The sequence below is a fragment of the Bradyrhizobium sp. genome (genome assembly GCF_016219575.1).
Classification (GTDB): Bacteria; Pseudomonadota; Alphaproteobacteria; order Rhizobiales; family Xanthobacteraceae; genus Bradyrhizobium.
This window is the reverse complement of the sequence record NZ_JACRMG010000018.1, coordinates 1-26,277: the sequence shown is the minus strand read 5'-3', so window position 1 is coordinate 26,277 and position 26,277 is coordinate 1. Positions and strand designations below refer to the sequence as shown.

28 protein-coding genes are annotated in these 26,277 nt (G+C 64.0%); 16 read left to right on the top strand and 12 right to left on the bottom strand.

What is annotated here, in order from left to right; all coding sequences use genetic code 11:
* Nucleotides 1–132 precede the first annotated feature (132 nt).
* The 4 genes from HZB49_RS15625 to carA all read right to left on the bottom strand — a co-directional run bounded on the left by HZB49_RS15625 (nt 133) and on the right by carA (nt 5,358).
* Nucleotides 133–1,575 carry a DUF1254 domain-containing protein gene (locus HZB49_RS15625; protein ID WP_291612877.1) on the bottom strand — a complete coding sequence of 481 codons (1,443 nt, stop codon included), beginning with the start codon at nt 1,573–1,575 and terminating at the stop codon, nt 133–135.
* Nucleotides 1,576–1,618: 43 nt separating this feature from the next.
* Nucleotides 1,619–3,049 carry a DUF1254 domain-containing protein gene (locus tag HZB49_RS15620; RefSeq protein WP_291612876.1) on the bottom strand — a complete coding sequence of 477 codons (1,431 nt, stop codon included), beginning with the start codon at nt 3,047–3,049 and terminating at the stop codon, nt 1,619–1,621.
* A 456-nt stretch (nt 3,050–3,505) separates the two neighbouring features.
* Nucleotides 3,506–4,030, bottom strand: a complete 525-nt coding sequence (locus HZB49_RS15615) for a hypothetical protein (protein ID WP_291612875.1) — start codon at nt 4,028–4,030, stop codon at nt 3,506–3,508.
* 137 nt (nt 4,031–4,167) lie between these two features.
* A complete protein-coding gene (gene carA / locus HZB49_RS15610; protein ID WP_291612874.1) occupies nt 4,168–5,358 on the bottom strand; it encodes a glutamine-hydrolyzing carbamoyl-phosphate synthase small subunit in 1,191 nt (396 codons plus the stop codon).
* 159 nt (nt 5,359–5,517) lie between these two features.
* Between carA and HZB49_RS15605 the strand changes: the two genes are divergently transcribed.
* From HZB49_RS15605 to HZB49_RS15590, 4 genes are all read left to right on the top strand, one after another.
* Complete coding sequence (locus HZB49_RS15605) at nt 5,518–6,225, top strand: alpha/beta hydrolase (RefSeq protein ID WP_291612872.1); 708 nt, start codon at nt 5,518–5,520, stop codon at nt 6,223–6,225.
* Between the two features lie 112 nt (nt 6,226–6,337).
* A complete protein-coding gene (locus HZB49_RS15600) occupies nt 6,338–6,793 on the top strand; it encodes a GatB/YqeY domain-containing protein (RefSeq protein ID WP_291612870.1) in 456 nt (151 codons plus the stop codon).
* Between the two features lie 153 nt (nt 6,794–6,946).
* Nucleotides 6,947–7,153, top strand: a complete 207-nt coding sequence (locus HZB49_RS15595; protein WP_291612868.1) for a hypothetical protein — start codon at nt 6,947–6,949, stop codon at nt 7,151–7,153.
* Nucleotides 7,154–7,256: 103 nt separating this feature from the next.
* Nucleotides 7,257–8,033: a DUF2189 domain-containing protein gene (locus HZB49_RS15590; protein ID WP_291612866.1), complete on the top strand. Its 777-nt coding sequence runs from the start codon at nt 7,257–7,259 to the stop codon at nt 8,031–8,033.
* Here the strand turns inward: HZB49_RS15590 and HZB49_RS15585 are convergent.
* From HZB49_RS15585 to HZB49_RS15570, 4 genes are all read right to left on the bottom strand, one after another.
* Nucleotides 8,030–8,548 carry a hypothetical protein gene (locus HZB49_RS15585; RefSeq protein WP_291612864.1) on the bottom strand — a complete coding sequence of 173 codons (519 nt, stop codon included), beginning with the start codon at nt 8,546–8,548 and terminating at the stop codon, nt 8,030–8,032. The two genes, HZB49_RS15590 and HZB49_RS15585, sit on opposite strands and share 4 nt — an antisense overlap.
* A gap of 32 nt (nt 8,549–8,580) precedes the next feature.
* Nucleotides 8,581–9,102 carry a hypothetical protein gene (locus HZB49_RS15580; RefSeq protein WP_291612862.1) on the bottom strand — a complete coding sequence of 174 codons (522 nt, stop codon included), beginning with the start codon at nt 9,100–9,102 and terminating at the stop codon, nt 8,581–8,583.
* A gap of 77 nt (nt 9,103–9,179) precedes the next feature.
* A complete protein-coding gene (locus tag HZB49_RS15575) occupies nt 9,180–9,692 on the bottom strand; it encodes an SRPBCC family protein (RefSeq protein WP_291612860.1) in 513 nt (170 codons plus the stop codon).
* 15 nt (nt 9,693–9,707) lie between these two features.
* The gene (locus HZB49_RS15570; RefSeq protein WP_291612858.1) at nt 9,708–10,022 is read right to left on the bottom strand and encodes a metalloregulator ArsR/SmtB family transcription factor; all 315 of its coding nucleotides are present in this window, start codon (nt 10,020–10,022) and stop codon (nt 9,708–9,710) included.
* A 101-nt stretch (nt 10,023–10,123) separates the two neighbouring features.
* Here HZB49_RS15570 and HZB49_RS15565 point away from each other — a divergent pair, with 101 nt between their 5' ends.
* From HZB49_RS15565 to HZB49_RS15545, 5 genes are all read left to right on the top strand, one after another.
* On the top strand, nt 10,124–10,741 hold the full coding sequence (locus tag HZB49_RS15565; RefSeq protein ID WP_291613048.1) for a LysE family translocator: 618 nt from the start codon (nt 10,124–10,126) through the stop codon (nt 10,739–10,741).
* Between the two features lie 100 nt (nt 10,742–10,841).
* Nucleotides 10,842–11,771, top strand: coding sequence for a glycine/sarcosine/betaine reductase selenoprotein B family protein (locus tag HZB49_RS15560; protein ID WP_291612857.1), 930 nt, complete (start codon nt 10,842–10,844; stop codon nt 11,769–11,771).
* A gap of 22 nt (nt 11,772–11,793) precedes the next feature.
* Entirely contained in the window at nt 11,794–12,987 is a 1,194-nt protein-coding gene (locus tag HZB49_RS15555; protein WP_291612855.1) for a CoA transferase, read from the top strand.
* Nucleotides 12,988–13,175: 188 nt separating this feature from the next.
* Nucleotides 13,176–13,358 (top strand): hypothetical protein, encoded by a 183-nt coding sequence (locus tag HZB49_RS15550; RefSeq protein WP_291612853.1) that lies wholly within the window; start codon nt 13,176–13,178, stop codon nt 13,356–13,358.
* 65 nt (nt 13,359–13,423) lie between these two features.
* Nucleotides 13,424–13,633 carry an EAL domain-containing protein gene (locus tag HZB49_RS15545; RefSeq protein WP_365858102.1) on the top strand — a complete coding sequence of 70 codons (210 nt, stop codon included), beginning with the start codon at nt 13,424–13,426 and terminating at the stop codon, nt 13,631–13,633.
* An 841-nt stretch (nt 13,634–14,474) separates the two neighbouring features.
* Here HZB49_RS15545 and HZB49_RS15540 read toward each other — a convergent pair.
* Nucleotides 14,475–15,272 (bottom strand): N-formylglutamate amidohydrolase, encoded by a 798-nt coding sequence (locus HZB49_RS15540; RefSeq protein ID WP_291612851.1) that lies wholly within the window; start codon nt 15,270–15,272, stop codon nt 14,475–14,477.
* Nucleotides 15,273–15,377: 105 nt separating this feature from the next.
* Between HZB49_RS15540 and HZB49_RS15535 the strand changes: the two genes are divergently transcribed.
* From HZB49_RS15535 to HZB49_RS15525, 3 genes are all read left to right on the top strand, one after another.
* Nucleotides 15,378–16,310, top strand: a complete 933-nt coding sequence (locus tag HZB49_RS15535) for a transglutaminase family protein (protein WP_291612849.1) — start codon at nt 15,378–15,380, stop codon at nt 16,308–16,310.
* Nucleotides 16,311–16,378: 68 nt separating this feature from the next.
* Nucleotides 16,379–17,203, top strand: a complete 825-nt coding sequence (locus HZB49_RS15530; RefSeq protein ID WP_291612847.1) for a transglutaminase family protein — start codon at nt 16,379–16,381, stop codon at nt 17,201–17,203.
* Between the two features lie 119 nt (nt 17,204–17,322).
* On the top strand, nt 17,323–17,721 hold the full coding sequence (locus HZB49_RS15525) for a gamma-glutamylcyclotransferase family protein (protein ID WP_291613046.1): 399 nt from the start codon (nt 17,323–17,325) through the stop codon (nt 17,719–17,721).
* Between the two features lie 119 nt (nt 17,722–17,840).
* Here HZB49_RS15525 and HZB49_RS15520 read toward each other — a convergent pair whose 3' ends face one another.
* Nucleotides 17,841–18,395: a chlorite dismutase family protein gene (locus tag HZB49_RS15520; protein WP_291612845.1), complete on the bottom strand. Its 555-nt coding sequence runs from the start codon at nt 18,393–18,395 to the stop codon at nt 17,841–17,843.
* A gap of 167 nt (nt 18,396–18,562) precedes the next feature.
* On the opposite strand from HZB49_RS15520, the gene dnaG reads away from it, so the two are divergent.
* On the top strand, nt 18,563–20,566 hold the full coding sequence (dnaG, locus tag HZB49_RS15515; RefSeq protein ID WP_291612843.1) for a DNA primase: 2,004 nt from the start codon (nt 18,563–18,565) through the stop codon (nt 20,564–20,566).
* Nucleotides 20,567–20,878: 312 nt separating this feature from the next.
* A complete protein-coding gene (gene rpoD, locus HZB49_RS15510; protein ID WP_291612841.1) occupies nt 20,879–23,014 on the top strand; it encodes an RNA polymerase sigma factor RpoD in 2,136 nt (711 codons plus the stop codon).
* A gap of 119 nt (nt 23,015–23,133) precedes the next feature.
* On the opposite strand, the gene HZB49_RS15505 is transcribed toward rpoD, so the two are convergent.
* Nucleotides 23,134–23,616, bottom strand: a complete 483-nt coding sequence (locus HZB49_RS15505) for a MarR family transcriptional regulator (protein WP_291612839.1) — start codon at nt 23,614–23,616, stop codon at nt 23,134–23,136.
* A 44-nt stretch (nt 23,617–23,660) separates the two neighbouring features.
* Here HZB49_RS15505 and HZB49_RS15500 point away from each other — a divergent pair, with 44 nt between their 5' ends.
* Entirely contained in the window at nt 23,661–24,947 is a 1,287-nt protein-coding gene (locus tag HZB49_RS15500; RefSeq protein ID WP_291612838.1) for a nucleotide disphospho-sugar-binding domain-containing protein, read from the top strand.
* Nucleotides 24,948–24,968: 21 nt separating this feature from the next.
* On the opposite strand, the gene HZB49_RS15495 is transcribed toward HZB49_RS15500, so the two are convergent.
* Complete coding sequence (locus tag HZB49_RS15495; protein WP_291612836.1) at nt 24,969–25,205, bottom strand: hypothetical protein; 237 nt, start codon at nt 25,203–25,205, stop codon at nt 24,969–24,971.
* Between the two features lie 123 nt (nt 25,206–25,328).
* On the opposite strand from HZB49_RS15495, the gene HZB49_RS15490 reads away from it, so the two are divergent.
* Nucleotides 25,329–26,126: a lytic murein transglycosylase gene (locus HZB49_RS15490; protein WP_291612834.1), complete on the top strand. Its 798-nt coding sequence runs from the start codon at nt 25,329–25,331 to the stop codon at nt 26,124–26,126.
* Nucleotides 26,127–26,277 lie beyond the last annotated feature (151 nt).

Below are 26,277 nucleotides of genomic sequence, written 5' to 3'. Positions count from 1 at the left end.
TGTCAGGCCGAACGCCAAACTCTCCCTTCCTCCCTCTCATTGGCCGTTTGGGCGCGAGCGCGCATGTGATTTCCAAGGCACGCGCGGGATCACGGTCATGACGAGTCCCGCGCGGCCTCTTTGGCGCGAACGCTACTGCGCCGCTACGATCGCCGGCGGCCGCCAAGAGCCTTCACCTGGCGGCAGGACCGACGGTGCTTCCGTCTTCGGCCAGTACAGCCGCATCACCAGATAGATCGGGCCGTTTGGCGCCGGCAACCAGTTGGATTCCTTGTCCGCGCCGGGGGAGTCCTTTTGCACATACAGCGTGAGAGAGCCGTCGGCATTCTTCTTCATGCCTGGCAGCATCGGCGAATTAATCAGGTACCGGTTGATCGGGTTTTCGATCAGCAACTGGCTCTTGCCGTCATACATCGTCACCGACCAGAAGGCATTGACAGGCGGTTGCTGTCCGGCGGGGAAGGTGAGTGTGTATCTGTGCCTGGAGCCGTCGAGAATCTGGCCATCGGCAAGCGTCTTCGCCATTGGATAGACCGCTTCGACCGCGTCGTTGCCGTAGATGCCGCCCTTGGCGGCGGCAGCGCGCTTCAGCCAGTCACCGCTGTAGAATTGCCGGTCTCCGAACAGCGATCCGATTTTCCATCCATTTACGTCCTTCTGACCACTGGCGAGATACTTTTCGACCTTCTCTTCGCCGTCCTTCATTCCCAGTCCGATTTCGATCTTGTGCGTCAGCGGAAGATCCTTGAAGTCGAAGGTCTTTCCGGCGCCGACGCCGATGCGCGCTAGCTTGGCGCGGATTTCCTTTTCTTCCGGCCCGGCCGGTGCGAACTGGAGAGCGAAGTCGAGGTATTCGAAGAAGTTTTTCTTCACCAGCTCTGCATTGGCTTTGGGAAAGTCGATGGCAACCGTGGCGACCGTGGTCGATTGCTTCAAATAGGTCGACAGCGGTTGCACCTTGTAGCCGGCCTGGACTTTCTCGACATTCGGCATGTCTGCAGCATCGAAAAGTTGCGTGCGGTAGGCAACGGCAGAAAACTGCGTCGTGGACTGAAAAACCTTCTTGATGCCGGGCGGGGTCGTTCCCTGCCAATTGGGGCCGACGACCATATAGTCCCCAGCCTCGCTGCCGGTCGCGCGGCTACCGATATAGCCGTAGTTGAACGTGTTGCCATCGCAAAGCATCACCGAATAGTAGCGACTCTTCTCGACAGCCGGCACGGAAAGAACGATCGGCTCGGCGCGCAGATCGAGCCATAACAGGGAATACGGCGTATCGCTGTTGGGAGTTATGATGGCCGTGTCCTTGTAGGTGTAGACACGCGCCTCGTTCTTGATCTGGTTGAACGGCGCCTTGAATTGCCCGGAGCTTCTGTCGACGGCATACTCGTACATGACCGCATAGTTCATCACGATCGGAAGTCCGTAGATGAAGGCTTCCTCGGCGATGGCCTTGGCCTCGCGGATGTCGGGCCATTCGGCCTTGGTTTGCGCGCTCGCCGGGACAGGCGTCGTTGTCGTGACAATGAGTGCAGCTAGAGCTGCGGAACGGAGAAGGTCGCGTTTCGTCAACATGGTGCTGTCCTCCCACTCGTGGTTTCTTGTTTGCGCTGCTCCGTCAGCTGACCTTCTTCACCGGCGGAATCTTCCACGATCCATTGATGATGGAGGGGTTCTTTTCGCTCGGCCAGTACAGCCGCATCATCAGGACAAAATCGCCGGATGGGGCCGGCAGCCAGTTCGATTCCTTGTCCTTGCCTGGCGAATCCTTCTGGATGTAGAGGTCGGTCGAGCCATCCGGATTGGATTTCAGATTCTGCCGCGCGCTGATCGAATAGCGATTGAGCGGATTGTTCACGAAGAAATACTCGGCGTTGTACATGGTCACGGACCAGAAACCGAGCGCCGGCGGCAACTGCCCCTTGGGGAAGCGCATGACGTATTTGTTGGCGCCGTTGTATTTGCGCCCCTCGGCATCCTTCTCCGAGGTCGGATAGACGGCATCCTGCGGCCGGTTGGCGCCGAGCCCGATGGCGGTGACAAGCGCCCGCATCAGATAGTCGGTGCCGTAGATGCCGGTCTTGGTGGTGAAGCCCCAGCCGTTCTCGTCCTTCACCTCCTTGTTGACCTTGAACTGGAGCATGATGCGGTCGAAGCCGATTCCGGGAACGCGCTTGACGAAATCCGCCTTGAGCTTGCTCGCATCGAAATCCTGCCCCGGCACGATTCCGATTCTGGCGAACCTGGCGAGCTGCGGCGCATCCGCGGCCGCCGGCGGATTGTCCTTCATGAGCTTGCAGAGCAGCGTGAAATAGGCCGCCGCATCCATGCGGTTGACCTGCTCGCGCACTGCCGTCTTCATGTCGAGGGACGGATCGATCGTTCCCGCGGGCGGCGTGTAGGCCTTGCCGTAGGAGCTCAACGGCACCAGCTTGAATTCGTCCTGCAGCTTGTGCACCTCGGCGTAGTCTTCAGGCGTGCCGGTGCAATAGATGCGGCCGAGCAGCCAAACGATGCTGGTGGGCGATTTGAGTTCCTTGACGCCGGCCGGCAGCGTGCCCTTCCATCCGGGGCCGGTGATCGCATAGGTCTGCGCGCCGGTGCTGGTAGTCCGCTTGCCGGGCACCTGGAACACGGTGGTCCAGCCGTCCAGCATCGGAAACAGCGCGTAACGGCCCTTCATGTCGGGAATGCTGAGCACCCACGGCTCCTTGCCGACGTCGAGAAACGCGGTGGTGTAAAGCGTGTCCGCGTTCGGCGCGGTCACGTCGCGGAACGAGGCGTCGGGATATTTGCGCAGCTTGATGATCTGGCCCATCGGCGCGCGTGTTCCTGCCGGCGCCGCGACGTTGGTGATGACCCTGCGCGTCATCTCCATCGTCACCAGCGGATAGCCGAAGATGTAGGCGTCGGTGGCGAGCGCGAAGTCCTCGAGTCCTTCGCCGATGCCGAGGAGTTCGCCGAGCTCCGCACGGCTCATTGTGTTCATGGAGGCGCTCGCGAGCAGGCTCATGCCGCCAATCGTTACGTTGCGACGCGTGACATTCATGGAAAGAACTCCGTTGGGTGGACCCTGAAATACTGTCGATCTTGCCGTGTCGGTTCAATTCGCCTTGATCTGGGTCGGCCGTGCGCAGGTCGCCGTGGTCGTGCGAAAGAACGTGCAGCATGGCTGCACGAACGCGTAGGAGCGTCAGCAGAAATCAAGGCCGGTGCGCTGGAATTGGTCGCCAATATGCGTGTCGTAGAAGGGCTTCTTCGAAGAAAAGCTTCGGCTACCTCCACCGGCAGCACGCTAACACAAAGTGCGTGCACCAACCATCGCTTTGTTCCATTGCGTCCCGCGTTGCGGAAAATGCGCCGAATTCCAACGCGTGTGGTTAGCCGATCGTCTGCACGATCGCCCTGATTTTCAGGGAGTTTCCTTTGAGCTGTGGCTGGCGATGTTCGATGGCGCTATCCGCATTTCGACGACCGCCGCGCCGTTTGGCCGCACGAACTTAGGTCAGCGCTTCCACAACCTCACCAGCGGCCCATTCACTCCCAGCACCGGATCGGTCTTCGGCACCTTCACTTGCGGGATCGTCTTCAGCGCCTTCGCATGTGCTTCCTTGCTCGGCCGTACCAGATCCATTGGCGGCCCCGGCGGGTAGGCGCCGACCACGGAGAAGTCGCGGCTCGACGAGATGCATTGATGCCCGGTGCCTGCGGGGAGGATCGCCACATCGCCTGCGGCAATCTCCAGCACCTCGCCGCGCTCGCCGCCGAACCGCACTTTGGCGTGCCCGCGCGCGATGCCGAGCACTTCATGTACGGTGGCGTGATAGTGTGGGAAATCGTAGACACCGTTACGCCACATCGCGCCCCAGCCATTGCCGCCGAACAGTTTTTCGATCGTCGCTTCGGGGTGGCCATTCGCCACGTCCACCGCGCCCTTGTAGACGAGAAACGGCATCGGGTTGTTGGGGATGAGCCCATCGTCTTCGAAGACGAAGGTGAGGGGGCTTGCATCGGCTGCTACGACGGACATGGCCCGCTCCGTAATCGTAGGGTCGGCAAAGGCGCGAAGCGCTGTGCCCACCTTCATTTGCACTATGCAAGACAGGTAGGCACGCTTCGCTTTGCCCACCCTACGATTGAGTCAACTCGCTGTCAGCCGCCAGTTGCTTACGCGCTCTTCTTCGCCCGCATCAAATCGGCGAAACGCTGGAACAGATAGTGCGAGTCGCGCGGGCCGGGCGAGGCTTCGGGGTGGTACTGCACGGAAAACACCGGCTTGCCGTCCAGCGCAATACCGCAATTGGAGCCGTCGAACAGCGAGATATGCGTCTGCGTGGCGCCCTTCGGCAGCGTCGCCTGGTCCACGGCAAAGCCGTGGTTCATCGAGGTGATCTCGACCTTGCCGGTGGTCTCGTCCTTGACGGGATGATTGGCGCCATGATGGCCCTGATGCATCTTTTTCGTCTTGGCGCCGACGGCAAGCCCGAGCATCTGGTGGCCAAGACAAATTCCAAACGTCGGCGTGCCCGACTCGATGACCTTCTGAATCACCGGCACCGCGTATTTGCCGGTCGCCGCGGGATCGCCGGGGCCGTTCGACAGGAACACGCCGTCGGGCTTCATGCCCAGAATGTCCTCGGCCGAGGTCGTCGCCGGCACCACCGTCACCTTGCAGCCGACGCCGGCGAGGAGACGCAGGATGTTGCGCTTGATGCCGTAATCGATCGCCACCACGTTGAACTGCGGATCGCTCTGCTTGCCGAATCCCTTGTCCCAGGACCAGGGCGTCTCGTCCCAGGTGAAGCGCTGGCCGGAGGTCACCATCGGTACGAGGTCCATGCCCTCGAGGCCCGGCCATTCGCGCGCCTCTTCCTTCAGGCCATGCAGGTCGAACCTGCCTTCCCTGGAATGCGCGATCACGGCATTGGGCATGCCCTTGTTGCGGATCAGCGCGGTCAGCGCGCGGGTGTCGATGCCGGAGAGGCCTATGATGCCGCGCGCCTTCAGCCACTGGTCGAGATGGCGGGTGGCGCGGTAGTTCGAGGGGTTGGTGATGGCAGAGCGCAGGATCACGCCGCGCGCGCCGGGCGTTGCCGCCATGTTCACCGTCTCGATGTCTTCCTCGTTGGTGCCGACATTGCCGATATGGGGGAAGGTGAAGGTGATGATCTGTCCGGCATAGGAGGGATCGGTGAGGATCTCCTCATAGCCGGTCATGGCGGTGTTGAAGCAGACTTCCCCGACGGCCTGTCCTTCCGCGCCGAGGCCAAAACCTTCAAGCACGGTGCCATCGGCGAGCACGAGGAGCGCGGTCGGTTTGAGGTCCGGCCAGGCGGGAGCATTTTCAGATGTGGTCATGAGCGCTCTACATAGTGGGAGCGGTCGCGCCCGTCAAAGCTTGAGGCGCCGGATTCACACGCGTTTTCCGCATATTTGACAGGCAAATCGGCGGTCTTAAGCTGAGGTTCCCCGTCCGGCCCGATTTACCGGCGAATCCGCCCGATCCAGGAGCCGTACATGGACGACACGATGCCTATCCTGCTCGTCCCCGGCCTCGTCTCCTCGCCCCGGATTTTCGCGCCGGTGATGCCGGCGCTGTGGCGGCTCGGCCCGGTGACGGTGGCCAACCACATCCGCGACGACAATATGGGCGCCATCGCCCGCCGCATCCTGGCCGAGGCGCCGCCGCGCTTTGCGCTGGCCGGCCATTCCATGGGCGGCTACATCGCCTTCGAGATCATGCGCCAGGCGCCGGACCGGGTCGCCAAACTCGCATTGATCAACACCCAGGCGCGGGCGGATACGCCGGAGGCGACCGAGCGCCGCCGCGGCCTGATGCAGCGTGCGTGGAGCGGGCAGTACCACGCCGTGCTCGACGAGCTGTTTCCGGGTCTCGTGCATCCCTCGCGCCGCGGCGATGCGGGCTTGCGCCGGCTCGTCCACGACATGGGCGACGATGTCGGGGAAGGCGGCTTTGTCCGCCAGCAGGCCGCCATCATCAGCCGGATGGACTCCCGGCCGGCGCTCGCCTGGATCAGGTGCCCGACCCTGGTGCTGACGGGGGACGAGGACAACACCATTCCCAATGCGCTGTCGAAGGAGATGGCCGACGGCATCCACGGCGCGAAACTGGTGATCCTGCCCAATTGCGGTCACCTGCCGCAGCCGGAACAGCCGGAGGCGACGGCAGCCGCGCTGGTTGAATGGCTGAAGAGCCCGGCATAGCGTTTCCGAGCGAAGCGGGCACCGGTTCGCGTGAAGGAAACGCGTCAAAGAATGATTGTTTCGATTGCACGGACGGCCTAGATCAGGGCCAACAAACGCAAGAGGACTCAAGATGCTGCGCGACGACATCAACAATGCGGTCAAGGACGCGATGAAGGCGAAGGAGGAGCGCAAGCTCTCCACGCTGCGCATGGTCAACTCGACCATCAAGAACGCCGACATCGACGCGCGCGGGCAAGGCAAGCCGCCGCTGTCCGACGCCGACCTGCTCGGCCTGTTCCAGAAGATGATCAAGCAGCGCCAGGAATCCGTCGAGCTCTACGACAAGGGCGGCCGCGCCGAGCTCGCCGCCCAGGAGCGCGAGGAGATCGCGATCATCTCGGCGTATTTGCCGAAGCAGATGTCGGACGACGACGTCAAGGCCGCGATTGCAGCCGCGATCGCCGAGACCGGTGCTGCCGGCATGAAGGACATGGGCAAGGTGATCGGCGTGCTGCGCGCGAAGTTCGCTGGCCAGATGGACTTCGGCAAGGCCAGCGGCATGGTGAAGGCGGCGCTGACGTCCTGAACCTTCTCCCCCGCATCCGCCGAAGCCTGGTGCGAAGGCGGATGTGAAGGTGGCTCGCATCGACAGATGCGAGCCGGACGAGGGGTCTCTATCCGCTTGCGCTGCGTCAACGCCTCCGCCCCGTCGTTTGCCTATTCTTTTTTCTCAGGAGCCATGAACATGAATGACTACAGTATTCTTTCGCTGCCGGAACTTAATGACCGTATCGCCATCCTGCGCGACAATATCAGGCAGTTGACCGAACAGGCGACCGGCTCATCCGGAGCGGCAAGCGAGGAGCGGACGGCGGAACGCATCGCCCAGCAGCAGGACGAGCTCGACGCGCTGATCAAGGAGCGGGATTCCAGGGCGAGGAAGTAGGACAGGGCGCAAGCGGCAACAACCGCCGCAGATTTGACCAGGATCAATATCTTCTTCCGGCTGTCCGGCACCAATATTCAAAATGACAGGGGAGGAGGATCCGATGTCGATTTCCGGCAAGACCGATCCGGTGGTGCGGCCGATCGCGACGGCGGACATTGCCGAAGCCTTGGGGCAGGGCCTGCGCGATTTCCAGGCCATGCCGCTCTACGGGCTCATGTTCGGCGCGCTCTATGCCGCAGGCGGCATCCTGATCGTGCTCAGCCTGACCCATTTCGGCATGGTCTATCTCGCCTATCCGATCGCCGCCGGCTTTGCGCTGATCGGTCCGTTCGTCGCCATCGGCCTTTACGAGATGAGCCGGCGCCGCGAGGCCGGCCAGCCGGTTACGCTCCCCGCCATCTGGGCTACCGTGCGCTCGCGCCACGAACTCGGCTGGATGGCCTTCGTCACGCTCTTCATCTTCGTGATCTGGATGTACCAGGTACGGCTGCTGATCGCCCTCATCCTCGGCATCAACGCCTCGTTCTCCAGCCTGCAGCAGTTCATCACGGTGGTGCTTACCACCAACGAGGGTCTGCTGTTCCTTGCCATCGGCAATGCTATCGGCGCCGCATTGTCGCTGATCATGTTCTCGCTGACGGTGGTGTCGTTTCCGCTGCTGCTCGACCGCGAGGTCGATTTCGTCACCGCCATGGTGACAAGCGTGCGCGCCGTGGTGACGAGCCCGGTGCCGATGATCGGCTGGGCCGCCGTCATCGTGGTGCTGCTGATCGTCTCGGCGATCCCGTACTTCCTTGGCCTGGTGGTAACGTTGCCGGTGCTCGGCCACGCCACCTGGCACCTCTACCGCCGCATCGTCGCGCCGCTGCCGGGCTAGCCGCCAAACACGTTGCCCTGGCGGATGCTGCAGGACACGCCGCTGACGCTGAGGGAATGAATCTCGATGGTAAATCCGCCCACGTTGCGGAACGACTTCGGCGCGGAACCCGGTTCCTTGCCGACCGACATCTGTGCCGAGCAGCCGCTTCCGCCGGGTGCGACGTCGATGCGCAGGTTTCGCGCGTAGTTTGCCCAGTTGGCTTGTACGGCAATGGAGTTGCCGTTGACCGTGACCGTGCGCGCACCGCCGCGGAGGGATTCGCCTCCGCCGCCAACCTGATCGGTCCCATGTGTTCCGCCGCGGCCGCTGGAGGTCACCCGCGTGAAGGGTCTTCCCGCTCCGCTGACATACATCTGGAGCCGGAAGTTTCGTGTGACCGCGCGGACTTCCGAACCGTTGGTGCGCTGCTGCCGATTTTCTGTCCAGCTCACCAGCACCGATTTCCCGATCAAATCGCTGCCGGGCGCTGCACGCGCCTGCCACGAGCCCAACAAGAAAATCGCGATCAGCAAGCGCAATATCATTGTGCTCTCACGCCGTCGGTCTAGTTGGCGACGAGATTTCCATCCCGGATCGCGCAGCTGGCGCTGCTCACGGAGATGGACTGCACCTCCATGGTCTGCTTGCCGTCGAGGCTCTTCCACTTCTGCGGTCCGCCGGCCCTTCCGTAGACGACGCTGGCGCTGCAGCTGGAAAAGCCGGCGTCGAAATTGACCGTGATGCGTCGGGCAAATCCGGCGAAGACGGCTGTGCCCACCAGGCTGTTGCCCTGGAAAGCGAGCGTGCCGCCGCCGGCGCCCGGCGCCAGCTCGTTTTTCTTCTCCGCGCTGCGCGTGCTTTGCGTGCTGCGAACGAAAATCCGGCCCGCCGAGCTGACATAGGCGATCCGCTGCCGGCTGAGGGACGTGTTGAGCAACTGGCCGGCTTCGTTCTTTTCCTGAATGCTTTCGGACCAGTTGATGACGACCGACTTGTTGTAGAGCTGGGCGGGTGCTCCCGCCGCCGCCGCCGCGACAAGCGGGGTCAAGAGAACTGCCAGGAGAACTGCCGGGACAATCGCTTTCATCTCGATATCTTTCGTCGCGGAAATAGCGAAAGGCTACACCAGCCGTTCCAGCCGATCCAAGAGCATTGTGGCTCCGCTCAGGGCGTCTTGATCCCCATGGCCTTCAGCGCGTCCAGCATGCGTTGCGGCGGCGCCATCTGCACCACCAGAGGTCTGCCGGTTTCCAGCACGCTCTTCAGGCCGGACAGGATCGCCGGCCATCCGCTGCGTCCGCCGGAGAGGATGTCGTCGCCGAGCTCGCGGTCCTGCGATTGCAAGAGAGTCAGCCGCACGGCCTCGCCTGCCTGCTCGATCTCCCAGGTCACTAGCGTCGGGCCCAGCTTGTCGACCAGTTCCGGCCAGTTGACGTTGAAGGTGACGGTCAGCCTTCGCGGCGGATCGCATTCGATCACCTCGCCGGAAATATGCAATGCGCCGTCGGGCGTGCGCACGATGAAGGCGCCACCGATTTTGAGATCGACGTCCACCGAATGGCCGAAGAAATACTGCCGGCTAAACTCCGCACTCGTCAGTGCCTGCCACACCTTCTCCGGCGTGGAAGCGATGTAGATGGTGTAGACGATCGCCGGCTTGAACTTTGCGATATCCATCAGCTGAACTCCAACTTACTCATCACTCTGCTCCAGTCTTCTCTTCAACTCGCCGAGCGCGACGAGTTTTGCGCGCTCGAATTTCCTGATCCAGCGCTCGCCGATCTGATGGATCGGAACCGGATTGAGGTAGTGCAGCTTCTCGCGGCCGTGCCTGATGGTGCTGACGAGGTTTGCATCCTCCAGGATCGCAAGATGCTTCGTCACCGCCTGCCGCGTCATGGCCAGGCCTTCGCACAGTTCGTTCAGGGTCTGGCCGTTCTTGGCGTGGAGCCGGTCCAGCAGCGACCGCCGGGACGGATCCGCCAGCGCCTTGAAGACCTCATCCATGCGCAGAAAATTGGCAACCAAATGGTTGCATGTCAAGTGGCGTTTTCGAACGCACCGTGCATAATGCTCCGGTCATCCCTCCGCAGGTTTCCCCCGTCATGATGTCGCTGCAAGCCTATCTCGCCTTCTTCGTTGCCTGCATTGCGCTGGCGCTGTTGCCGGGGCCGATCGTCAGCCTTCTGATCGCCAACGGCCTGCGCTATGGCACCCGCGCCGCGCTGATCAATGTCGCCGGCGCGCAGGCGGGGCTTGCCATCGTGATCGGCATCGTCGCGATCGGCCTGACCTCGCTGATGGCGACCATGGGCTACTGGTTCGACTGGGTGCGCTTTGCGGGCGCCGCCTATCTGGTCTGGCTCGGCATCAAGCTGATCCGTTCGCCCGTCGAAGGCCTCAGGGTGGATGAGAAGCCTGCGCCGCCGCGCGGCGGCTTCTTCCTGCAGGGCTTTCTGGTGCTGCTGTCCAATCCGAAGGTGCTGGTGTTCTTCGGCGCCTTCATCCCGCAATTCATGGACATGAGCCAGCCGCACTTCCCGCAAGTTGCGCTGCTCGGCATCACCTTCATGGTCACTGCCGTGATGACGGATGCGGTCTACGCGGTGCTGGCCGGGCGTGCACGGCTGTTCTTCTCCGCGCGCCGCACGCGTCTTGTTTCGCGCATCTCCGGCGGCTTCATGATCGGCGGTGGCATCTGGCTGGCGCTGACGCGGGCGAGGTGAGGGCGGGAGGCGTATTTGCATCGCCGGTCTGCCGCGGCGCACTTGCGGGCGTTCATCGGGGAATCTAGGCTGGCCGGCAAGCAAGAGCACGGAGAGAAACATGGCCGTTCCGCCCGACGAGGAATTCGGCTTCGCCCCCGACCATGACTGTCCGGTTCCCTATATGCAGCGGACGCGGGATTATTACACCGCGATCGGCTACACCACGCCGTACCGCTGGGCGCACTACACGGACGCGCCGTTCCAGCCGCTGAAGAAGCCGCTGTCGCACTCGCGCGTGACCATCATCACCACGGCCGCGCAATACGACCCGGCGAAGGGCGATCAGGGTCCCGGCGCCGCCTACAATGGCAGCGCCAAGTTCTACACGGTCTATGACGGCGACACCTCCGCCGAGCACGATCTGCGCATCTCCCACATCGGCTACGACCGCAAGCACACCACCGCCACCGACAGCGGCACCTGGTTTCCGCTGCCGCAACTCATCAAGGCGCAGGCGCGGGGCCGGATCGGCGAGGTGGCGCCGCGCTTCTTCGGCGCCCCCACCAACCGCAGTCATCGCGTGACCATCGACGTCGATGCGCCCGAGATTCTCGCGCGCTGCCGGGCCGACAAGGTCGACGTCGCCGTGCTGGTGCCGAACTGCCCGGTCTGTCACCAGACCACCGCGCTGGTCGCGCGCCATCTCGAAGCCAACGGCGTTCCGACCGTGGTGATGGGCTGCGCCAAGGACATCGTCGAGCATGCCGCCGTGCCGCGCTTCCTGTTCTCCGACTTCCCGCTCGGCAATTCCGCCGGCAAGCCGCACGATGCGGCGTCGCAGGAACTGACGCTCGAACTGGCGCTGCGTCTTCTCGAGAGCGCGACCGGCGCGCGCACCACCATGCAGTCGCCGCTGCGCTGGAGCGAAGACGCCTCCTGGAAGCTCGACTATAACAATGTTGCGCAGATGAGCCCGGAGGAGCTGGCGCGCCGCCGCGCCGAATTCGACCGGCAGAAGGAAATCGCGCGGGGCAATCGCGCCGCCTGAGCTGCCGCCGGAGAAGCGTCTTGTGACCCGACCGTTCGAAGGCGTGAAGATCCTCGATTTCACGCAGGTGCTTGCCGGCCCCTATGCCAGCTATCAGCTGGCGCTGCTCGGTGCCGATGTCATCAAGGTGGAGCGGCGCGAGGGCGAGGACATGCGCCGCACGCCGCTCTCCCGCGAATGGGCCGAGCGCGGGCTCGCGCCGGGCTGGCAGGCCATCAACGGCAACAAGCGCAGCCTGACGCTCGATCTGTCCAAGCCGGAGGCGATCGCGATCGTCAGGCAACTCGCCGCGCAGGCCGACGTCGTGATGGAAAACTTCCGCCCCGGCGTGATGGACAAGCTCGGCATCGGCTACGCTGCGCTGTCCGAGATCAATCCGCGGCTGATCTATTGCGCGATCTCCGGCTTCGGCCAGACCGGCCCGCAGCGGCTGGGCGCCGGCTATGACGGCAAGATCCAGGCGATGTCCGGCATCATGGCGATCACCGGCCACGCCGAGACCGGACCGACGCGCGCGGGGTTTGCCGTGTGCGACGTGCTGTCGGGCGCCACCGCCGCCTTCGGCGTGTCCAGCGCGCTGTTCCAGCGCAACGCGACCGGCAAGGGGCAACTGGTCGACGTCTCCATGCTGGAGGCGACGCTGGCGTTTCTCTCCGGGCAGATTGCGGACTATTCCGTCGCCGGCCACAAGCAGCAACTGTCCGGCAACCAGGCCGTCAGCCGCAGGCCCACCGCCAATCTGTTCAGGGCGGGCGACGGCTACATCCTGCTCGCCGTCAACACCGAGAAGCAGTACCGCGCGCTGATGACCGCGCTCGGCTGCGAGGACACCTTCGAGGACCCGCGTTTTGCCGACTGGTTTGAACGGCAGAACAACGAGCCCGCGCTGCGCGCGCTCATCGAGGAAAAACTGGCGACGAAGAGTCCGCGCGAGTGGGAGAATATCCTCGAGGCTGCGGGCGCGCCCTGCGCCAGCATCTGGAAGGTCGAGGAAACGATCGACCATCCGCAGATCGCCGCGCGCGGCGCCATCCAGGAGCTTGATACGCCCTACGGCCGCCTGCGCTTCGCCGGCAGCGGTTTTCGCCTCGAACACGGCGGCGGCCGCCTCGACCATATGGCGCCGGCGCTCGGCGCCCACACCGACGAGGTGCTGCGTTCGCTCGGCTATGATGCGGACGCGATCGCGCAGCTGCATGCGCGGGAAGTGGTTTGAACCCCTTTCCGCTGGTGCGAGCGCGGAAATTGACCTCCATCAACACTGCTTCACCCCATTCGAGCTAAAATACTCAAGTTCGAAAGTCAGCGGAGGCGACCATGCACAGCGCGGTGCAGGCCATCCCACAGCGGATGCAGGTTCTGGTTGGTTCATCCACGTCCCGTTGGAGCGAAGGATGCTGGGCCATGGGCTGGCAGCCCATCGATACCGCGCCTTACGGCCGCGAACTCCACCTCAGCGTCATCGAGCACGGCGAGGTCCACGCTCTCGCTTTTCCCTGCTGGCGGCTGGACAATGGCTGGCTGAATTGCCTGACCAACAAGCGGGTCTCCGTCGATCCGACGCATTGGCGCAATTGGGAAGGATAGACGCGGTTCAATCGCTGTGTGCGTAAGCGTCGACGCTCGCTGCACTTGGTCGAACACCAGGAGCCATCAAGCATGCGGTCGCAATCCGCAGGCTTGTTCGCGAGCGGAAGCAAGAAGAACCCGTCGCCGAAGGAATTGAGACGAAGGCTCAACTGGAGAAGCTTTGTTCGCTCGGGATCGATTTTGGCCAAGGCTATCTGCTTGGCGGTCCGAAGCCGGCAGCGGCTTTGACCTTCTCGAGATATCAGCTGAACGACGAGATTGAAGCTGCGTGACCCAGCGACCATAGCGGCTCGTTCAGCGCATGGCTGGCCATCCTCATGTTTCATCCCAACTTGTCTATCGGAAATTGGCAAAGGAGCCGTGGCTTCATTGGCGCGCTCGGTTCGAATGGCTAAGGTCGGTGGGCCGGGAAGCGATGGGAGCCGCAATAATCATCGCTTTGACGGTAACGGCCCGGTGCGCTCTCTACCCCTGTGCACCGGGTCGTTAGCCGCCGCGCGCCGACTGCTCTCAACTTTGAGGACGATCAACGTGGCGATCTCTGAAGTCGCTACAAATAATGCGTAGCCGAGCGGCTGCCAGAACCGTCGTTGAGGTTATATAGGCTCGGACTCCTAGGCACTTCGAGCCCATTCTGTTCAGAGCATGCGTTGCAAGTCGGCGGTCACGCGATTCCGTATCCTGCAAAGGTAGCTCGATGGCTGATAGCAAACCCATTCCCGTGAGGCCCGTCGTCGTTTCCATACGAGGGGTCAAGTATCGCGGCACGTATTTTGTTGATGGATCGGTGGTGTATGTTCGGTCTCGGCTGGGAATAAAGGCGACCCAACTCGGGGGATCGTCGCCCGGCACGGTAGCCAAGTCACTTCTTTCGGAACTGGCCACCACGCGACGCCGGACCAGGGATAAATGATCCGTGGTCGAAATTGCTGCCACCGTCGAATTCCAGCCGTAAGACTCGCGTCCGCAAAGCCGCAACGGCGCGCGGTCTTCCCCGTTAGGCAGAGCCCGCACATGGAATGGGCCACTCGCACTTTTCGAAAATGCGGACATGACGGACGAGGACGCTGATCGTTCGCGAATATCGCCGATCTCGCCCTCCTGCCATCGACATCAGATCACCATCTCCTTCCGTATCATCTCCTCAATCTCCCGCAGGATCCGCGCGAGCCGGTCCGCCCATTGCCTCTGCCCGGACTCGTCGCCGATCAGGTCCTGGCGGATTTCGATGCCGCTGTTGATCAGTCCGCGCCGCTCGCCATGCACGGGGATGGTGTAGTCGGTCGTATCGCTCACCGCATAGGGCTCGTTGTCGCCGACCACGAGATCGCCCTCGGCGCGCAGGTGTCTTAGCAACAGCGGCGGCAGCGTGCGGTCGCGGTGATAGAGCGTGCCGATATGCCAGGGCCGCGCGATGCCGGCATAGACCGGCGTGAAGCTGTGCAGCGCCACCAGCACGGTCGGCTGCTTCCGTTGCAGGCGCGCCTCGATGATCTCGCCGATGCGGCGGTGATAGGGATCGAAGACCTCGCGGCGGCGGATTTGCCTCAACGCCGGCGTGAGCCCCTCATTGCCGGGAATGGTGGTGGCTTCGCTGATCAGCGGGATTGAACTCGCGACATCGGGCGGACGGTTGCAGTCGATCACCAGCCGCGAATAGCGCTGCGCGACCAGATGCGCGCCCAGGTGACTGGCGAGCCGCTCGGCGACGCCGGCGATGCCGACGTCCCAGGCGATGTGGCGGGTCAGCTCGCTCTCGGGCAGGCCGAGATCGCCGAGGGCGGGCGGGATGATCCGGCCGTAGTGATCGCAGGTGAAGAGATAGGGCGAATCACCGGCCTCGTTGAATTCGATCACCGGCGGAACATCGGCCTGCGTCAGGAGGTGTGCTGTGTCGCCAGCGTCACTCAAGGCGGATTTTCCTCAATTGTTGCCCATCGAATCGGCAAACCGGTCTGGAAATGAGCAGGCTTCTCTATAGATTACCCGGCCCGAAATCACGATGATTGCTCGACGATGCCGATCCTGACCATCAACCACAAGACTGAATATCGCTACGCCCATCCGGTGGCGTTCGGCGAGCACCGGGTCATGCTGCGGCCGCTGCCGGGGCACGATCTGCGCATCCTCGCGCATCGGCTTGCGATCGAGCCCGAGCCGATGTCGTTGCGGTGGATCCACGACGTATTCGGCAACTCCGTCGCGATCGCGACCTTTGACGAGCGCGCGGAAACGCTCACCTTCACCTCCACCGCCACCGTCGAGCACAATCCGGCGGAGGATTTCGCGCTGACGCCCGACGATCCCGCGTTCTTCTATCCCTTTCTCTACGACGACGAGGAATATCCCGACCTCACCCAATTCGTCACGCCGCAATATGGCGATCCCCATGGCGAGCTCTCGGCATGGGCGCGGCAATTCCTCGATGCCGATGCGCCGACGCCGACCCTCAACATCCTCAGCGGCATGACGCACGGCATCCGCAAGGCGTTCTTCTATCGCACGCGCCACGAGCAGGGCACGCAGCATCCGCTCGACACCCTGCAGCTCAGCTCCGGCACCTGCCGCGACTTCGCGCTCCTAATGATCGAGGCGCTGCGCCGGCTCGGCATCGCCGCACGCTTCGTATCCGGCTACATCTTCGTGCCCGGCGACAGCGCGCACGGCTATGTCGGCGGCGGCTCGACGCACGCCTGGGTGCAGGTGTATCTGCCGCGTGCGGGCTGGATCGAATTCGATCCGACCAACGGCATCGTCGGCAACCGCGATCTCGTGCGCGTCGCGGTGGCGCGCGATCCGCGCCAGGCGATTCCGCTGCACGGCGTCTACCTCGGCTCCGCCGACGCGTTTCTCGAGATGGACGTCGATATCAACGTGGTTTCGGTGGGCGATGAGGCGGATTCGGCCGCTTCCGGGACGCGGGAACTGCTGAACCAGGGTGCGCGTTGAGGAGACTCATACTGACGTGTCTCCCGTGAGGCGCGCCTTTGGTCGTGGCAATTGCGGAATTTTTGGGCATGGAGATCAGGGTCGGCTTCGAGATTTCCCACGCGGCGGTGCAGCCGACGCCGATGGTGATCATGCTCTCGATCCATCCATCGCGTTTTTCCGACATTGTCGGCACCGAGCGCATCGTCGCCGAGCCCGACGTGCCGATCGGCTTCTATCGCGACTCCTTCGGCAATGTCTGCGGCCGCCTCGTCGCGCCCGCCGGCGGCGTGACGCTGCGCGGCGCCGCGCTGGTGCGCGATACCGGGCTGCCCGACATAGTCGTGCCGACCGCGCAGCAGCTGCCGATCGAGCAATTGCCCGACGACGTCCTGCTCTATCTGATGCCGAGCCGCTATTGCGAGACCGACAAGCTCACCGACATCGCCTGGTCGCTGTTCTCCGGCACGCCGCAGGGCTGGCCGCGCGTGCAGGCGATCGTCGAATTCGTGCACCGTCACGTCACCTTCGGTTATCAGCACGCCCATCACATGAAGTCGGCGCACGACGTCTACGAGCAGCGCACCGGCGTCTGCCGCGATTTCGCGCATCTGGCGCTGACGCTGTGCCGCTGCATGGGAATCCCCGCGCGCTACTGCACCGGCTATCTCGGCGACATCGGCGTGCCGCCGGACCCCGAGCCGATGGATTTCTCCGGCTGGTTCGAGGTCTACCTGTCCGGCCAGTGGTACACCTTCGACGCCCGCCACAACACGCCGCGCATCGGCCGCATCCTGATGGGCACCGGCCGCGACGCCGCCGACGTCGCGCTCACCACCAGTTTCGGCCGCATGACGCTGACGAAGTTCGTGGTCGTCACCGAGGAAGTAGTGATGGCGAAAGATATGGTATAGGCCCCCGTCATTCCGGGATGGTGCGCCAGCACCAGACCCGGAATCTCGAGATTCTCAGGGGCGCAAGGGCGCCCCTTAGTTCGATGCTGACGCATCGCCCCGGAATGACTGGGTGGAAAATGATCTCCGACCGTCTCTTCGTCTACGGCACCTTGATGCGCGGCTTCGACCATCCGATGGCGCGGCTGCTGTCCGCCAATGCCGACCTCATCGGCGAGGCGCGCTGCCGCGGCCGGCTTTATCTGGTGAAGCACTATCCCGGCCTCGTGCTGTCGGACGATCCTGCCGACATCGTCCACGGCGAGCTCTACCGCTTGCGCGCCCGCGACGAGATGCTGCACGAATTCGACATGTACGAAGCCTACGGCGAGGCCTTTCCGCAGCCGACCGAATATCTGCGGCAGATGCTCGGCGTCACGCTCGAAGGCGGTGGCAACAGCGAGGCCTGGACCTATGTCTACAACTGGCCGGTCGCCGGGTTGCCGCGGATCGAGTCGGGGAAATTCCTGGCGCAGTGACCAGTGACTTCGTCATGCCCGGGCTTGTCCCGGGCATCCACGACTTCCTTGCAAGTCCTGCTTAAGGCGTGGATGGCCGGGACACGCCCGGCCATGACGGGGAGGGAGACGAGGAGGGATCATTCCACCAGCCGCAGCCGCAGGTCGATCTCGCGCTCGACGAACGTCCATTCCTCCGTCGCGCGCAGCATGGCGACCAGCTCCTCGAACATCGTGGCGTGCTCGGGCGCGTATTCGAACCAGGTGAGAAAATCGAAGGGCTCGCCCAGGTCGCGGCAGTGATAGAGCTGGCGGGCGATCTGCGGCAGATATTTCAGGCTGGCCGAGATGTGATGCGACTTTGCCTCCAGGATCTCGCGCCGCTCGTCCTGGTTCAGCGCCCACCACGCCGCCGACTTCCGGATCGGGATCAGCGCTGCAAAGGTTGCCTGCTTGCGCCCGAGCGGGGCCTGCTTTTCGGCAAGCAGCGCCTTCTCGGCCTTCTCGACATAGCGCAGATGTCCCGCGACGCCCGCGACCCGCCAGGCGGTCGCCGACGCCAGCAGCGGCAGCGCAATCGAGCTGCTCTCCGTGATCGCCAGCGCCGGCACGGCCGGAAGCCCTTCGCCCCGCACGGCCGAATTCAGCGTGATCCGCCACGCCCCGCTCTGTCCGCCCCTGAACGTCGTGAACATGGGGCTATCCAAGCTTGGAACCCGTAGTGCTTCAATGACAAAACGGCCTGTGAATTGCTCGGATAAGGCCTCATGGTATGAAGTTTTGCTCACACCTTGAGTGGTCCTGCCCGGGCCCTACCTATAAGGCTAGTCGACTGCCCTCGGCTTAGGCACTACCGCCACCCATGCGCTTCACGCCCCAGTTCCTCGAGGAGATCAGAGCCCGGCTTCCGGTTTCGGAAGTCGTGGGCAAGCGCGTGCGGCTGAAGAAGGCGGGCAAGGAGTACAAGGGGCTGTCGCCGTTCCAGCAGGAGAAGACGCCGTCCTTCACCGTCAACGACCAGAAGGGATTTTATCACGACTTCTCCTCCGGCAAGCACGGCAACATCTTTGACTTCGTGATGGAGACCGAGGGCGTCTCGTTCCCCGAAGCGGTCGAGCGTCTCGCCTCGATGGCGGGCATGGCGCTGCCGGCCGTGAGCCCGGATGCGGCGCGGCACGAGCAGCGGCGCAAGACGCTGCATGACGTCATGGAGTGTGCTGCAAAATTCTTCCAGGACACGCTGGCCTCGCGGGGCGGCGCCAGGGCGCGCGGCTATCTCGCCGACCGCTCCCTTTCGCCCGCCACGCAGCTGCAGTTTCGTCTGGGCTATGCACCCGGCGAGCGCTTTGCGCTGAAGGAGTTCTTGGGCAGCCAGGGCATCCCCGTCGCCGACATGGTGGAGGCGGGGCTCCTGATCGCGGGCGACGACATTCCCGTGCCCTACGATCGCTTCCGCGACCGCGTCGTCTTTCCCATCACCGATTTGCGCGGCCGCGTCATCGCCTTTGGCGGGCGCGCGCTGGAAAAGGACGCGCAGCCGAAATACCTCAACTCGCCGGAGACGCCGCTCTTCCACAAGGGCGACAATCTCTACAACCACGCACCCGCGCGGCAGGCCGCGCATGATGGCGCGCAGCTCATCGTGGTCGAGGGCTATGTCGACGTCATCGCGCTCGTTGCCGCCGGCTTTCCCGCGGCCGTCGCCCCGCTCGGCACCGCGCTGACGGAAAACCAGCTCGCGCTGCTCTGGCGCATCGCCGACGAGCCGATCCTCTGCTTCGACGGCGACCGCGCCGGACAGAAGGCGGCCTGGCGCGCCGCTGACCTCGCGCTGCCGCATCTGAAGCCGGGAAAAAGTCTTCGCTTTGCGCTCCTGCCGGAAGGGCAGGACCCCGACGATCTCGCCCGCTCCGGCGGCCGCGCCGCGATCGAGGACGTGCTGTCGGCGGCGCGCGGGCTCGCCGACATGATCTGGTCGCGCGAGATCGAGGGCGGCAGCTTTGCCACGCCCGAGCGCCGCGCGGCGCTGGAAGCGCGTATCGGCGAGCTCACCAATGCGATCCGCGACGAGGTCGTGCGCCGCTACTATCGCCAGGATCTCGCCGAACGCCTGCAGCGCGCCTTTGCGCCGGAGGCGGGTCGCGGAGGTTACGCCCGCGGCAATTTCGGTGGCCGCGGCGGCACCGAATCAGCCCGCCGTTTCGCCCCCCGCGCACCTGTCGTGCGGGGCCGGTTTCCGCCCCGGGGCGGGCAGGGAGGCGGCACCCCGGCGCTGGCGCCCGGCCCCTACCAGGCCGCGAGCGGGCAATTGGCCAACAGCCCGATCATGCGCGGCCAGCGCTCGGCATTCTCCCGCCGCGAGGCCCTGATCCTGCTGACCCTCGTCAATCACCCCTGGCTGCTGCACGACCATCTGGAGGAGGTCGCCGCCCTCGAACTGGCCCATCCCGAGGCCATCAAGCTCCGCGCCGGCATCATGGCGGCATTCGCGCAGGACCATCACCATTCCCCGGAGCCCGCCGAACAGGCCGAGAAGATGCGCGCCGATCTCGAATCGCGCGGATTAACCCCGATTTTTCAAAGGGTTGAGCGGGCGATCACCACCGGCGCCGTGTTCGGCGCTGCCACCGGCGCCGCCCGCGAGGACGTGCTCGCCACCTGGCGGCAACTTATTGCCTTGCATCAGAAAACCCACGCCCTACTTAGGGAGATGAAGGACGCCGAGCAGGCCTTGGCCGAGGACGGGAGCGAAGCCCATCTGGCTTGGCTGAAGGATATCCAGGCCCGGATGGCGGAAGCCGAAGGCACCGAGGCCCTGATCGAGGGTTTTGGCGAGCTTTCCGGCCGGTTCCAGCGTTCAGTGTGATCAAAAAATAATGCGGACGGCTCTTGCCGGACCCATTAAAAGACTCGCCAAACCCATGGTTTGCCTGCAAAAACAGGGTTAAGCGAAACTTAACAGCCGCACCTTACTAGGTGCTTCGAGACAGCTGACGTGGATCCGGGGTGGCGACACGAGCGCCGCCCTTTTGCGCGTCAGGGCATGAAACGGGAAAAGCGGGGTTCCTCCTTTTCACGTGACTCATGCACATAGGTTAGAGGGGACAAAAAGTCCGCCTCTGGAGTTGGTTCGGTGCGCTCGGCATTTCCAGCGCAGAGCGCGTTTCGGGAGCAATGAATGGCCACGAAGGCAAAGACGCTGCAGGTTAAGGACAAGGAAAAAGACGACAAGGCAGCCGACGCTCCCGAGAAGGAAGCCGCCGACGCCCCGTCGCCCTTGCTCGACCTGTCGGATGCTGCCGTCAAGAAGATGATCAAGCAGGCCAAGAAGCGCGGCTTCGTGACCTTCGATCAGCTCAACGCCGTGCTGCCTTCGGACTCCACCTCGCCGGAGCAGATCGAGGACATCATGTCCATGCTCTCCGACATGGGCATCAACGTCACCGAGGCCGACGACGAGGGCGAGGAAGAGGACAAGGATTCGGCCGACGACGATACCGACAACGAGCTCGTCGAGGTCACGCAGAAGGCCGTCACCGAGGTCAAGAAGTCGGAGCCCGGCGAGCGTACCGACGATCCCGTGCGCATGTATCTGCGCGAGATGGGTACGGTCGAGCTGCTCTCCCGCGAGGGCGAAATCGCGATCGCCAAGCGCATCGAGGCCGGCCGTGAGGCGATGATCGCAGGCCTCTGCGAAAGCCCGCTCACCTTCCAGGCCATCATCATCTGGCGCGACGAGCTCAACGAAGGCAAGATCTTCCTCCGCGACATCATCGATCTCGAAGCCACCTACGCCGGCCCCGATGCCAAGGGCGGCCTCAATCCGACGGTGATCGGTCCCGACGGCCAGCCGATCGCGGCTGCCCCCGCCAATGGCGATGCCGCCGCCGCGCCCGCCCATGTCGCCCCGCCCGCAGCACCCCCGACGGCGACGCCGTTCCGCGCCGCCCCGGGTGCCGTTCCCGGCGCCGATCCTGACGCCGAGGAAAAGGATCCGGCGGAGGCCGCGGCCGAAGCCGACATGGACGACGACGAGTTCGAGAACCAGATGTCGCTTGCCGCCATCGAGGCCGAGCTCAAGCCGAAGGTGGTCGAGACCTTCGACAAGATCGCCTCCGAGTACAAGAAGCTGCGCCGGCTGCAGGAGCACGACATCGCCAGCCAGCTGCAGAACGACTCGCTCTCCCCGCACCAGGAGCGCAAGTACAAGAAGCTGAAGGACGAGATCATCGTCGAGGTGAAGTCGCTGCGCCTCAACCAGGCCCGCATCGACTCGCTCGTCGAGCAGCTCTACGACATCAACAAGCGGCTCGTCTCGTTCGAGGGCCGCCTGCTGCGCCTCGGCGACAGCCACGGCGTCGCGCGCGACGACTTCCTGAAGAACTACCAGGGCTCGGAGCTCGATCCGCGCTGGCTCAACCGCGTCTCGAAACTGTCCGCCAAGGGCTGGAAGAACTTCGTCCACCACGAGAAGGACCGCATCAAGGAGCTGCGCGGCGAGATCCAGCATCTCGCGGCGCTCACTGGCCTGGAGATCGGCGAATTCCGCAAGATCGTGCACGGCGTGCAGAAGGGCGAGCGCGAGGCGCGCCAGGCCAAGAAGGAAATGGTCGAGGCCAATCTCCGCCTCGTCATCTCCATCGCCAAGAAATACACCAACCGCGGCCTGCAGTTCCTCGACCTGATCCAGGAAGGCAACATCGGCCTGATGAAGGCGGTCGACAAGTTCGAGTACCGCCGCGGCTACAAGTTCTCGACCTACGCCACTTGGTGGATCCGGCAGGCGATCACCCGCTCGATCGCCGACCAGGCCCGCACCATCCGCATCCCCGTGCACATGATCGAGACGATCAACAAGATCGTGCGCACGAGCCGCCAGATGCTCAACGAGATCGGCCGCGAGCCGACCCCGGAAGAGCTCGCCGAGAAGCTCGGCATGCCTCTGGAAAAAGTGCGCAAGGTCCTCAAGATCGCCAAGGAGCCGCTGTCGCTGGAGACCCCGGTCGGCGACGAAGAGGACTCACACCTCGGCGATTTCATCGAGGACAAGAACGCGATCCTGCCCATTGATGCAGCGATCCAGTCCAACCTGCGCGAGACCACCACGCGCGTGCTGGCGAGCCTGACCCCGCGCGAGGAACGCGTGCTCCGCATGCGCTTCGGCATCGGCATGAACACCGACCACACGCTGGAAGAAGTCGGCCAGCAGTTCAGCGTGACGAGAGAGCGCATCCGCCAGATCGAAGCCAAGGCGCTGCGCAAGCTGAAGCATCCGAGCCGAAGCAGGAAGCTGCGGAGCTTTTTGGATAATTGATCACGCGTCTTCGCCGGACTCGACCCCGGCAATCCATCGAGACAAAACGGCGGGCGAAAGCCCGCCGTTTTGTTGTTCCCGCCGCCAGCGATGGTGCAGCCCTTCGATGCAACTCGGACTCAATGCAGCCCCCGGATCAGCCTGATCAGCATCGCCGCGAGCTCCTTCTGCTCGCTGCGTGACAATCCGCCGAACCACTGGCCGATCGCGGCGAAATCGTTGGCGTTGCGGCGGTGCCAGCCGCGCTGTCCCGCCTTGGTCGCGATCAGCCGTTTGGCGCGCCGGTCGTCCTCGTCGTCGACGATCCGGATCAGGCCCTTGCGCGCGACGGCGAGCGCGATCTGCTTGGCGTTCTGGTGCGAGGTCGCCAGCGATTTCGCGGCTTCGCCGAGCGTCGGATTGCCATGCGCGCGCACGAAGCTGAGCAGGATGCCCTGCTGCATCGTCAATCCCTCGTCGCGCAGGCGCTGGTCGTAGAGGTATCGCAGGCGCTGGCTGGCGAGCGACATCAGGCGGAAGCAGCGGACGGCGTCGGCCGCATCGCCGGCCGCCTCCAGCTCGTCGGCCTCAAGTTTCGAGGACAGCTTGATTCGAGGGTCCATTTATGTAATATATTACATAATATCGGCCGATCAAGGAGGCGAGCATGATTTGTCTGATGCCGATGTGCGCCTATCTCTCCGAGACGTCGCGGATGATCCAGATCTACAAGGCCCTGAAGCGGCAGGGGGCCGAGGTAGTGATGGCCACCCATGGCGGCGTGCACGAGGCCCTGATCCAGGCCGAGGGCATCGCCTACGACATCGTCGGGCCCCGCATGGACGAGGCGCGCGGTCGCAAGTTCATCCGCGACAATGTCGGCATCGGCGACCCCAAACAGAGCATGTACAGCGCAGACGAGATGCGGACCTATGTCGCCGCCGAGGTCGATTACTTCCGCAGGAATCGCGTGGACGCGGTCGTCATCGGCTTCACGCTGACGACGCTGATCTCGACGCGGGTGGCGGGAATTCCGCTGGTGACCCAGCATGCGGGCGCCTTCCTGCCGCCGCTGTTCGAGCGCGGCATGCTGCCGGCGCCCTCGCGGCCGACCCAGGCGATCTTCAAGATCGTGCCGGACAGGATCGGCCGCTTCCTGATGAACAAGGGCGCGCCGCGGCTGCGGCTCTATCTCGAGGGCTACAATGCGCTGGCGCGCGAACTCGGCGTAGAGGGCGTGCCGAGTTTTCCCGCGCTGCTGCTGGGTGACCTGTCGCTGGTCACCGAAGCGCCGGAGGTCTACGGCATTAGCGAGAGCGAGATGCGCGCTTGGCGGCCGTCCGGCGGCAACTACTGGCCGACGACACGCTTCGAATATACCGGGCCGATTTTTGCCGAGATCGACAGCCCGATCCCCGCCAATGTCGAGCGGCTGCTGGCGTCCGACGGCGCCAAGATCTATGTCGCCATCACGTCCGCGCCCGAAGACATCGTGAGGCGCGCAGTGCGGGATGCGGCGAGCACGGGCGCCAAGGTGATCGTTGCCGGCACGGTGCACGATCTCGGCGACATGGAAGCGCCGGATGTGGCGGTCGGCGGCGTGCTGCCGAGCCACAAGATCATGCCGCGGGTCGATCTCGCCGTGACCGCCGGCGGCCAGGGCAGCGTGCAATGCGCGATGGCGGCGGGCACGCCGCTGATCGGCATTCCCTTGCAGCCGGAGCAGGACACCAACGTGCATCTGCTGCAGGAAAAGGGAGCGGCGCGCCTGCTGTCGATCGGCGATCTCGAACGCGGCAAATTGCCGGCGATGATCGCGGATGTGCAGGCCAGGCCGGGCTATCGCGCCGCCGCGCAAGCCATCAAGGCCGCTTACGCCGGGCGAAATGGACCGGCGCGCTCCGCGGAGGCGATCCTGCGATATCTGGAGAATCGCAAGCGCCAAGCCGCATGAGCGGGCGCCTGCGCCAAAATCCTATTTCTTCTTCGCGCCGACCCGGCTGATCTCCTTGATCGCCAGCGGCGGGCGGCCGGCTTTTTCGGCGATTTCGCGGTCCTGCTCGATGATGTAGCCGCGCGCGGGATCGTCGCCGTCGAGCCCGCCGAGCAGTTCGGTGGGCACGCGCCGGTTGGAGCGCTGGGAGCCGTCTTCATAAACGACGTTGAAAAAGGCGAACTCGCCTTTGGGATTGGTCCCGGGTTTTTTGGCCATGCGCGGGCTTGTCTCCGATAACGGCGCGGCTGTCAATTCGCGGGTATCCTGATGGCCTAGACCTCAGCCGGTGTTCCGCTAATCTGTCGGGGCTCGGGGCCATATCGCAAGGAAGTTTCGGCAATGATCGGACGCAGGAAATTATTGACGGCTGCCTTCGCTGCCCTGGCCATGTCGGCATTGAGTCCGCCGACTCACGCCGCCACTTGCGGCAACTCCGCCGCCGGCTATGAAGGCTGGAAGCAGCAATTCGCCGGCGAGGCGCGGGCAAAGGGCATCGGCGCCAACACGATCTCCGCCCTGATGGCGACGAACTATGCGCAGGCGACCATCAATGCCGACCGCGGCCAGCGCAGCTTTCAGCTCACGCTCGACCAGTTCCTCGCCAAGCGCGGCGCCACCACCATCGTCGCCAAGGGGCGGCAGTTGAAGGCCTCGCAAGGCGCGCTGTTTGCCTCGATCCAGCAGCGCTACGGCGTGCCGCCGGGGCCGCTGCTGGCGATCTGGGGCATGGAGACCGGCTTCGGCACCCAGCGCGGCAACCAGAACATGCTCGCCTCCATCGCCACGCTCGCCTATGACTGCCGGCGCTCGGCCTATTTCACCGAGCATCTCTACGCGGCGCTGCAACTGATCGACCGCGGCGCGCTCTCGCCGTCCCAGCGCGGCTCCATGCATGGCGAGGTCGGCCAGACCCAGTTCATGCCCAAGGCGATTCTGGCCTACGGCACCGGCAATCTCGAGAACTCGGCGAATGCGCTGAATTCGACCGCCAACTTCCTGCGCGCCCATGGCTGGCGCGCCGGCGCCGGCTATCAGCCGGGCGAGCCGAATTTCGCGGCCATCCAGGCCTGGAACGCCGCGGGCGTCTACCAGAAGGCGATTGCGCTGATGGGCCGCCAGATCGACGGCGGGGAGTAGACTGCATCCACCCTCTCCCCTTGTGGGCCTGTTGCGTAATTGGACTTATTGGCCGTGAGAGGGAAGAGGGACGTCTTTCGGATTGGGGCTGAAGGCTAGGTGGCTGTGTTCGGGGTGAAGCTTATGCTGCGATTGTCGCCCATCGGCGCAT

Excerpts from the sequence above, each read along its gene's own strand:
- HZB49_RS15625 (WP_291612877.1), bottom strand. The coding sequence starts at position 1,575 with ATGTTGACGAAACGCGACCTTCTCCGTTCCGCAGCTCTAGCTGCACTC.
- HZB49_RS15620 (WP_291612876.1), bottom strand. The coding sequence starts at position 3,049 with ATGAATGTCACGCGTCGCAACGTAACGATTGGCGGCATGAGCCTGCTC.
- HZB49_RS15615 (WP_291612875.1), bottom strand. The coding sequence starts at position 4,030 with ATGTCCGTCGTAGCAGCCGATGCAAGCCCCCTCACCTTCGTCTTCGAA.
- carA (WP_291612874.1), bottom strand. The coding sequence starts at position 5,358 with ATGACCACATCTGAAAATGCTCCCGCCTGGCCGGACCTCAAACCGACC.
- HZB49_RS15605 (WP_291612872.1), top strand. The coding sequence starts at position 5,518 with ATGGACGACACGATGCCTATCCTGCTCGTCCCCGGCCTCGTCTCCTCG.
- HZB49_RS15600 (WP_291612870.1), top strand. The coding sequence starts at position 6,338 with ATGCTGCGCGACGACATCAACAATGCGGTCAAGGACGCGATGAAGGCG.
- HZB49_RS15595 (WP_291612868.1), top strand. The coding sequence starts at position 6,947 with ATGAACATGAATGACTACAGTATTCTTTCGCTGCCGGAACTTAATGAC.
- HZB49_RS15590 (WP_291612866.1), top strand. The coding sequence starts at position 7,257 with ATGTCGATTTCCGGCAAGACCGATCCGGTGGTGCGGCCGATCGCGACG.
- HZB49_RS15580 (WP_291612862.1), bottom strand. The coding sequence starts at position 9,102 with ATGAAAGCGATTGTCCCGGCAGTTCTCCTGGCAGTTCTCTTGACCCCG.
- HZB49_RS15575 (WP_291612860.1), bottom strand. The coding sequence starts at position 9,692 with ATGGATATCGCAAAGTTCAAGCCGGCGATCGTCTACACCATCTACATC.
- HZB49_RS15570 (WP_291612858.1), bottom strand. The coding sequence starts at position 10,022 with ATGGATGAGGTCTTCAAGGCGCTGGCGGATCCGTCCCGGCGGTCGCTG.
- HZB49_RS15565 (WP_291613048.1), top strand. The coding sequence starts at position 10,124 with ATGTCGCTGCAAGCCTATCTCGCCTTCTTCGTTGCCTGCATTGCGCTG.
- HZB49_RS15560 (WP_291612857.1), top strand. The coding sequence starts at position 10,842 with ATGGCCGTTCCGCCCGACGAGGAATTCGGCTTCGCCCCCGACCATGAC.
- HZB49_RS15550 (WP_291612853.1), top strand. The coding sequence starts at position 13,176 with ATGGGCTGGCAGCCCATCGATACCGCGCCTTACGGCCGCGAACTCCAC.
- HZB49_RS15535 (WP_291612849.1), top strand. The coding sequence starts at position 15,378 with ATGCCGATCCTGACCATCAACCACAAGACTGAATATCGCTACGCCCAT.
- HZB49_RS15530 (WP_291612847.1), top strand. The coding sequence starts at position 16,379 with ATGGAGATCAGGGTCGGCTTCGAGATTTCCCACGCGGCGGTGCAGCCG.
- HZB49_RS15525 (WP_291613046.1), top strand. The coding sequence starts at position 17,323 with ATGATCTCCGACCGTCTCTTCGTCTACGGCACCTTGATGCGCGGCTTC.
- HZB49_RS15520 (WP_291612845.1), bottom strand. The coding sequence starts at position 18,395 with ATGTTCACGACGTTCAGGGGCGGACAGAGCGGGGCGTGGCGGATCACG.
- dnaG (WP_291612843.1), top strand. The coding sequence starts at position 18,563 with ATGCGCTTCACGCCCCAGTTCCTCGAGGAGATCAGAGCCCGGCTTCCG.
- rpoD (WP_291612841.1), top strand. The coding sequence starts at position 20,879 with ATGGCCACGAAGGCAAAGACGCTGCAGGTTAAGGACAAGGAAAAAGAC.
- HZB49_RS15505 (WP_291612839.1), bottom strand. The coding sequence starts at position 23,616 with ATGGACCCTCGAATCAAGCTGTCCTCGAAACTTGAGGCCGACGAGCTG.
- HZB49_RS15500 (WP_291612838.1), top strand. The coding sequence starts at position 23,661 with ATGATTTGTCTGATGCCGATGTGCGCCTATCTCTCCGAGACGTCGCGG.
- HZB49_RS15495 (WP_291612836.1), bottom strand. The coding sequence starts at position 25,205 with ATGGCCAAAAAACCCGGGACCAATCCCAAAGGCGAGTTCGCCTTTTTC.
- HZB49_RS15490 (WP_291612834.1), top strand. The coding sequence starts at position 25,329 with ATGATCGGACGCAGGAAATTATTGACGGCTGCCTTCGCTGCCCTGGCC.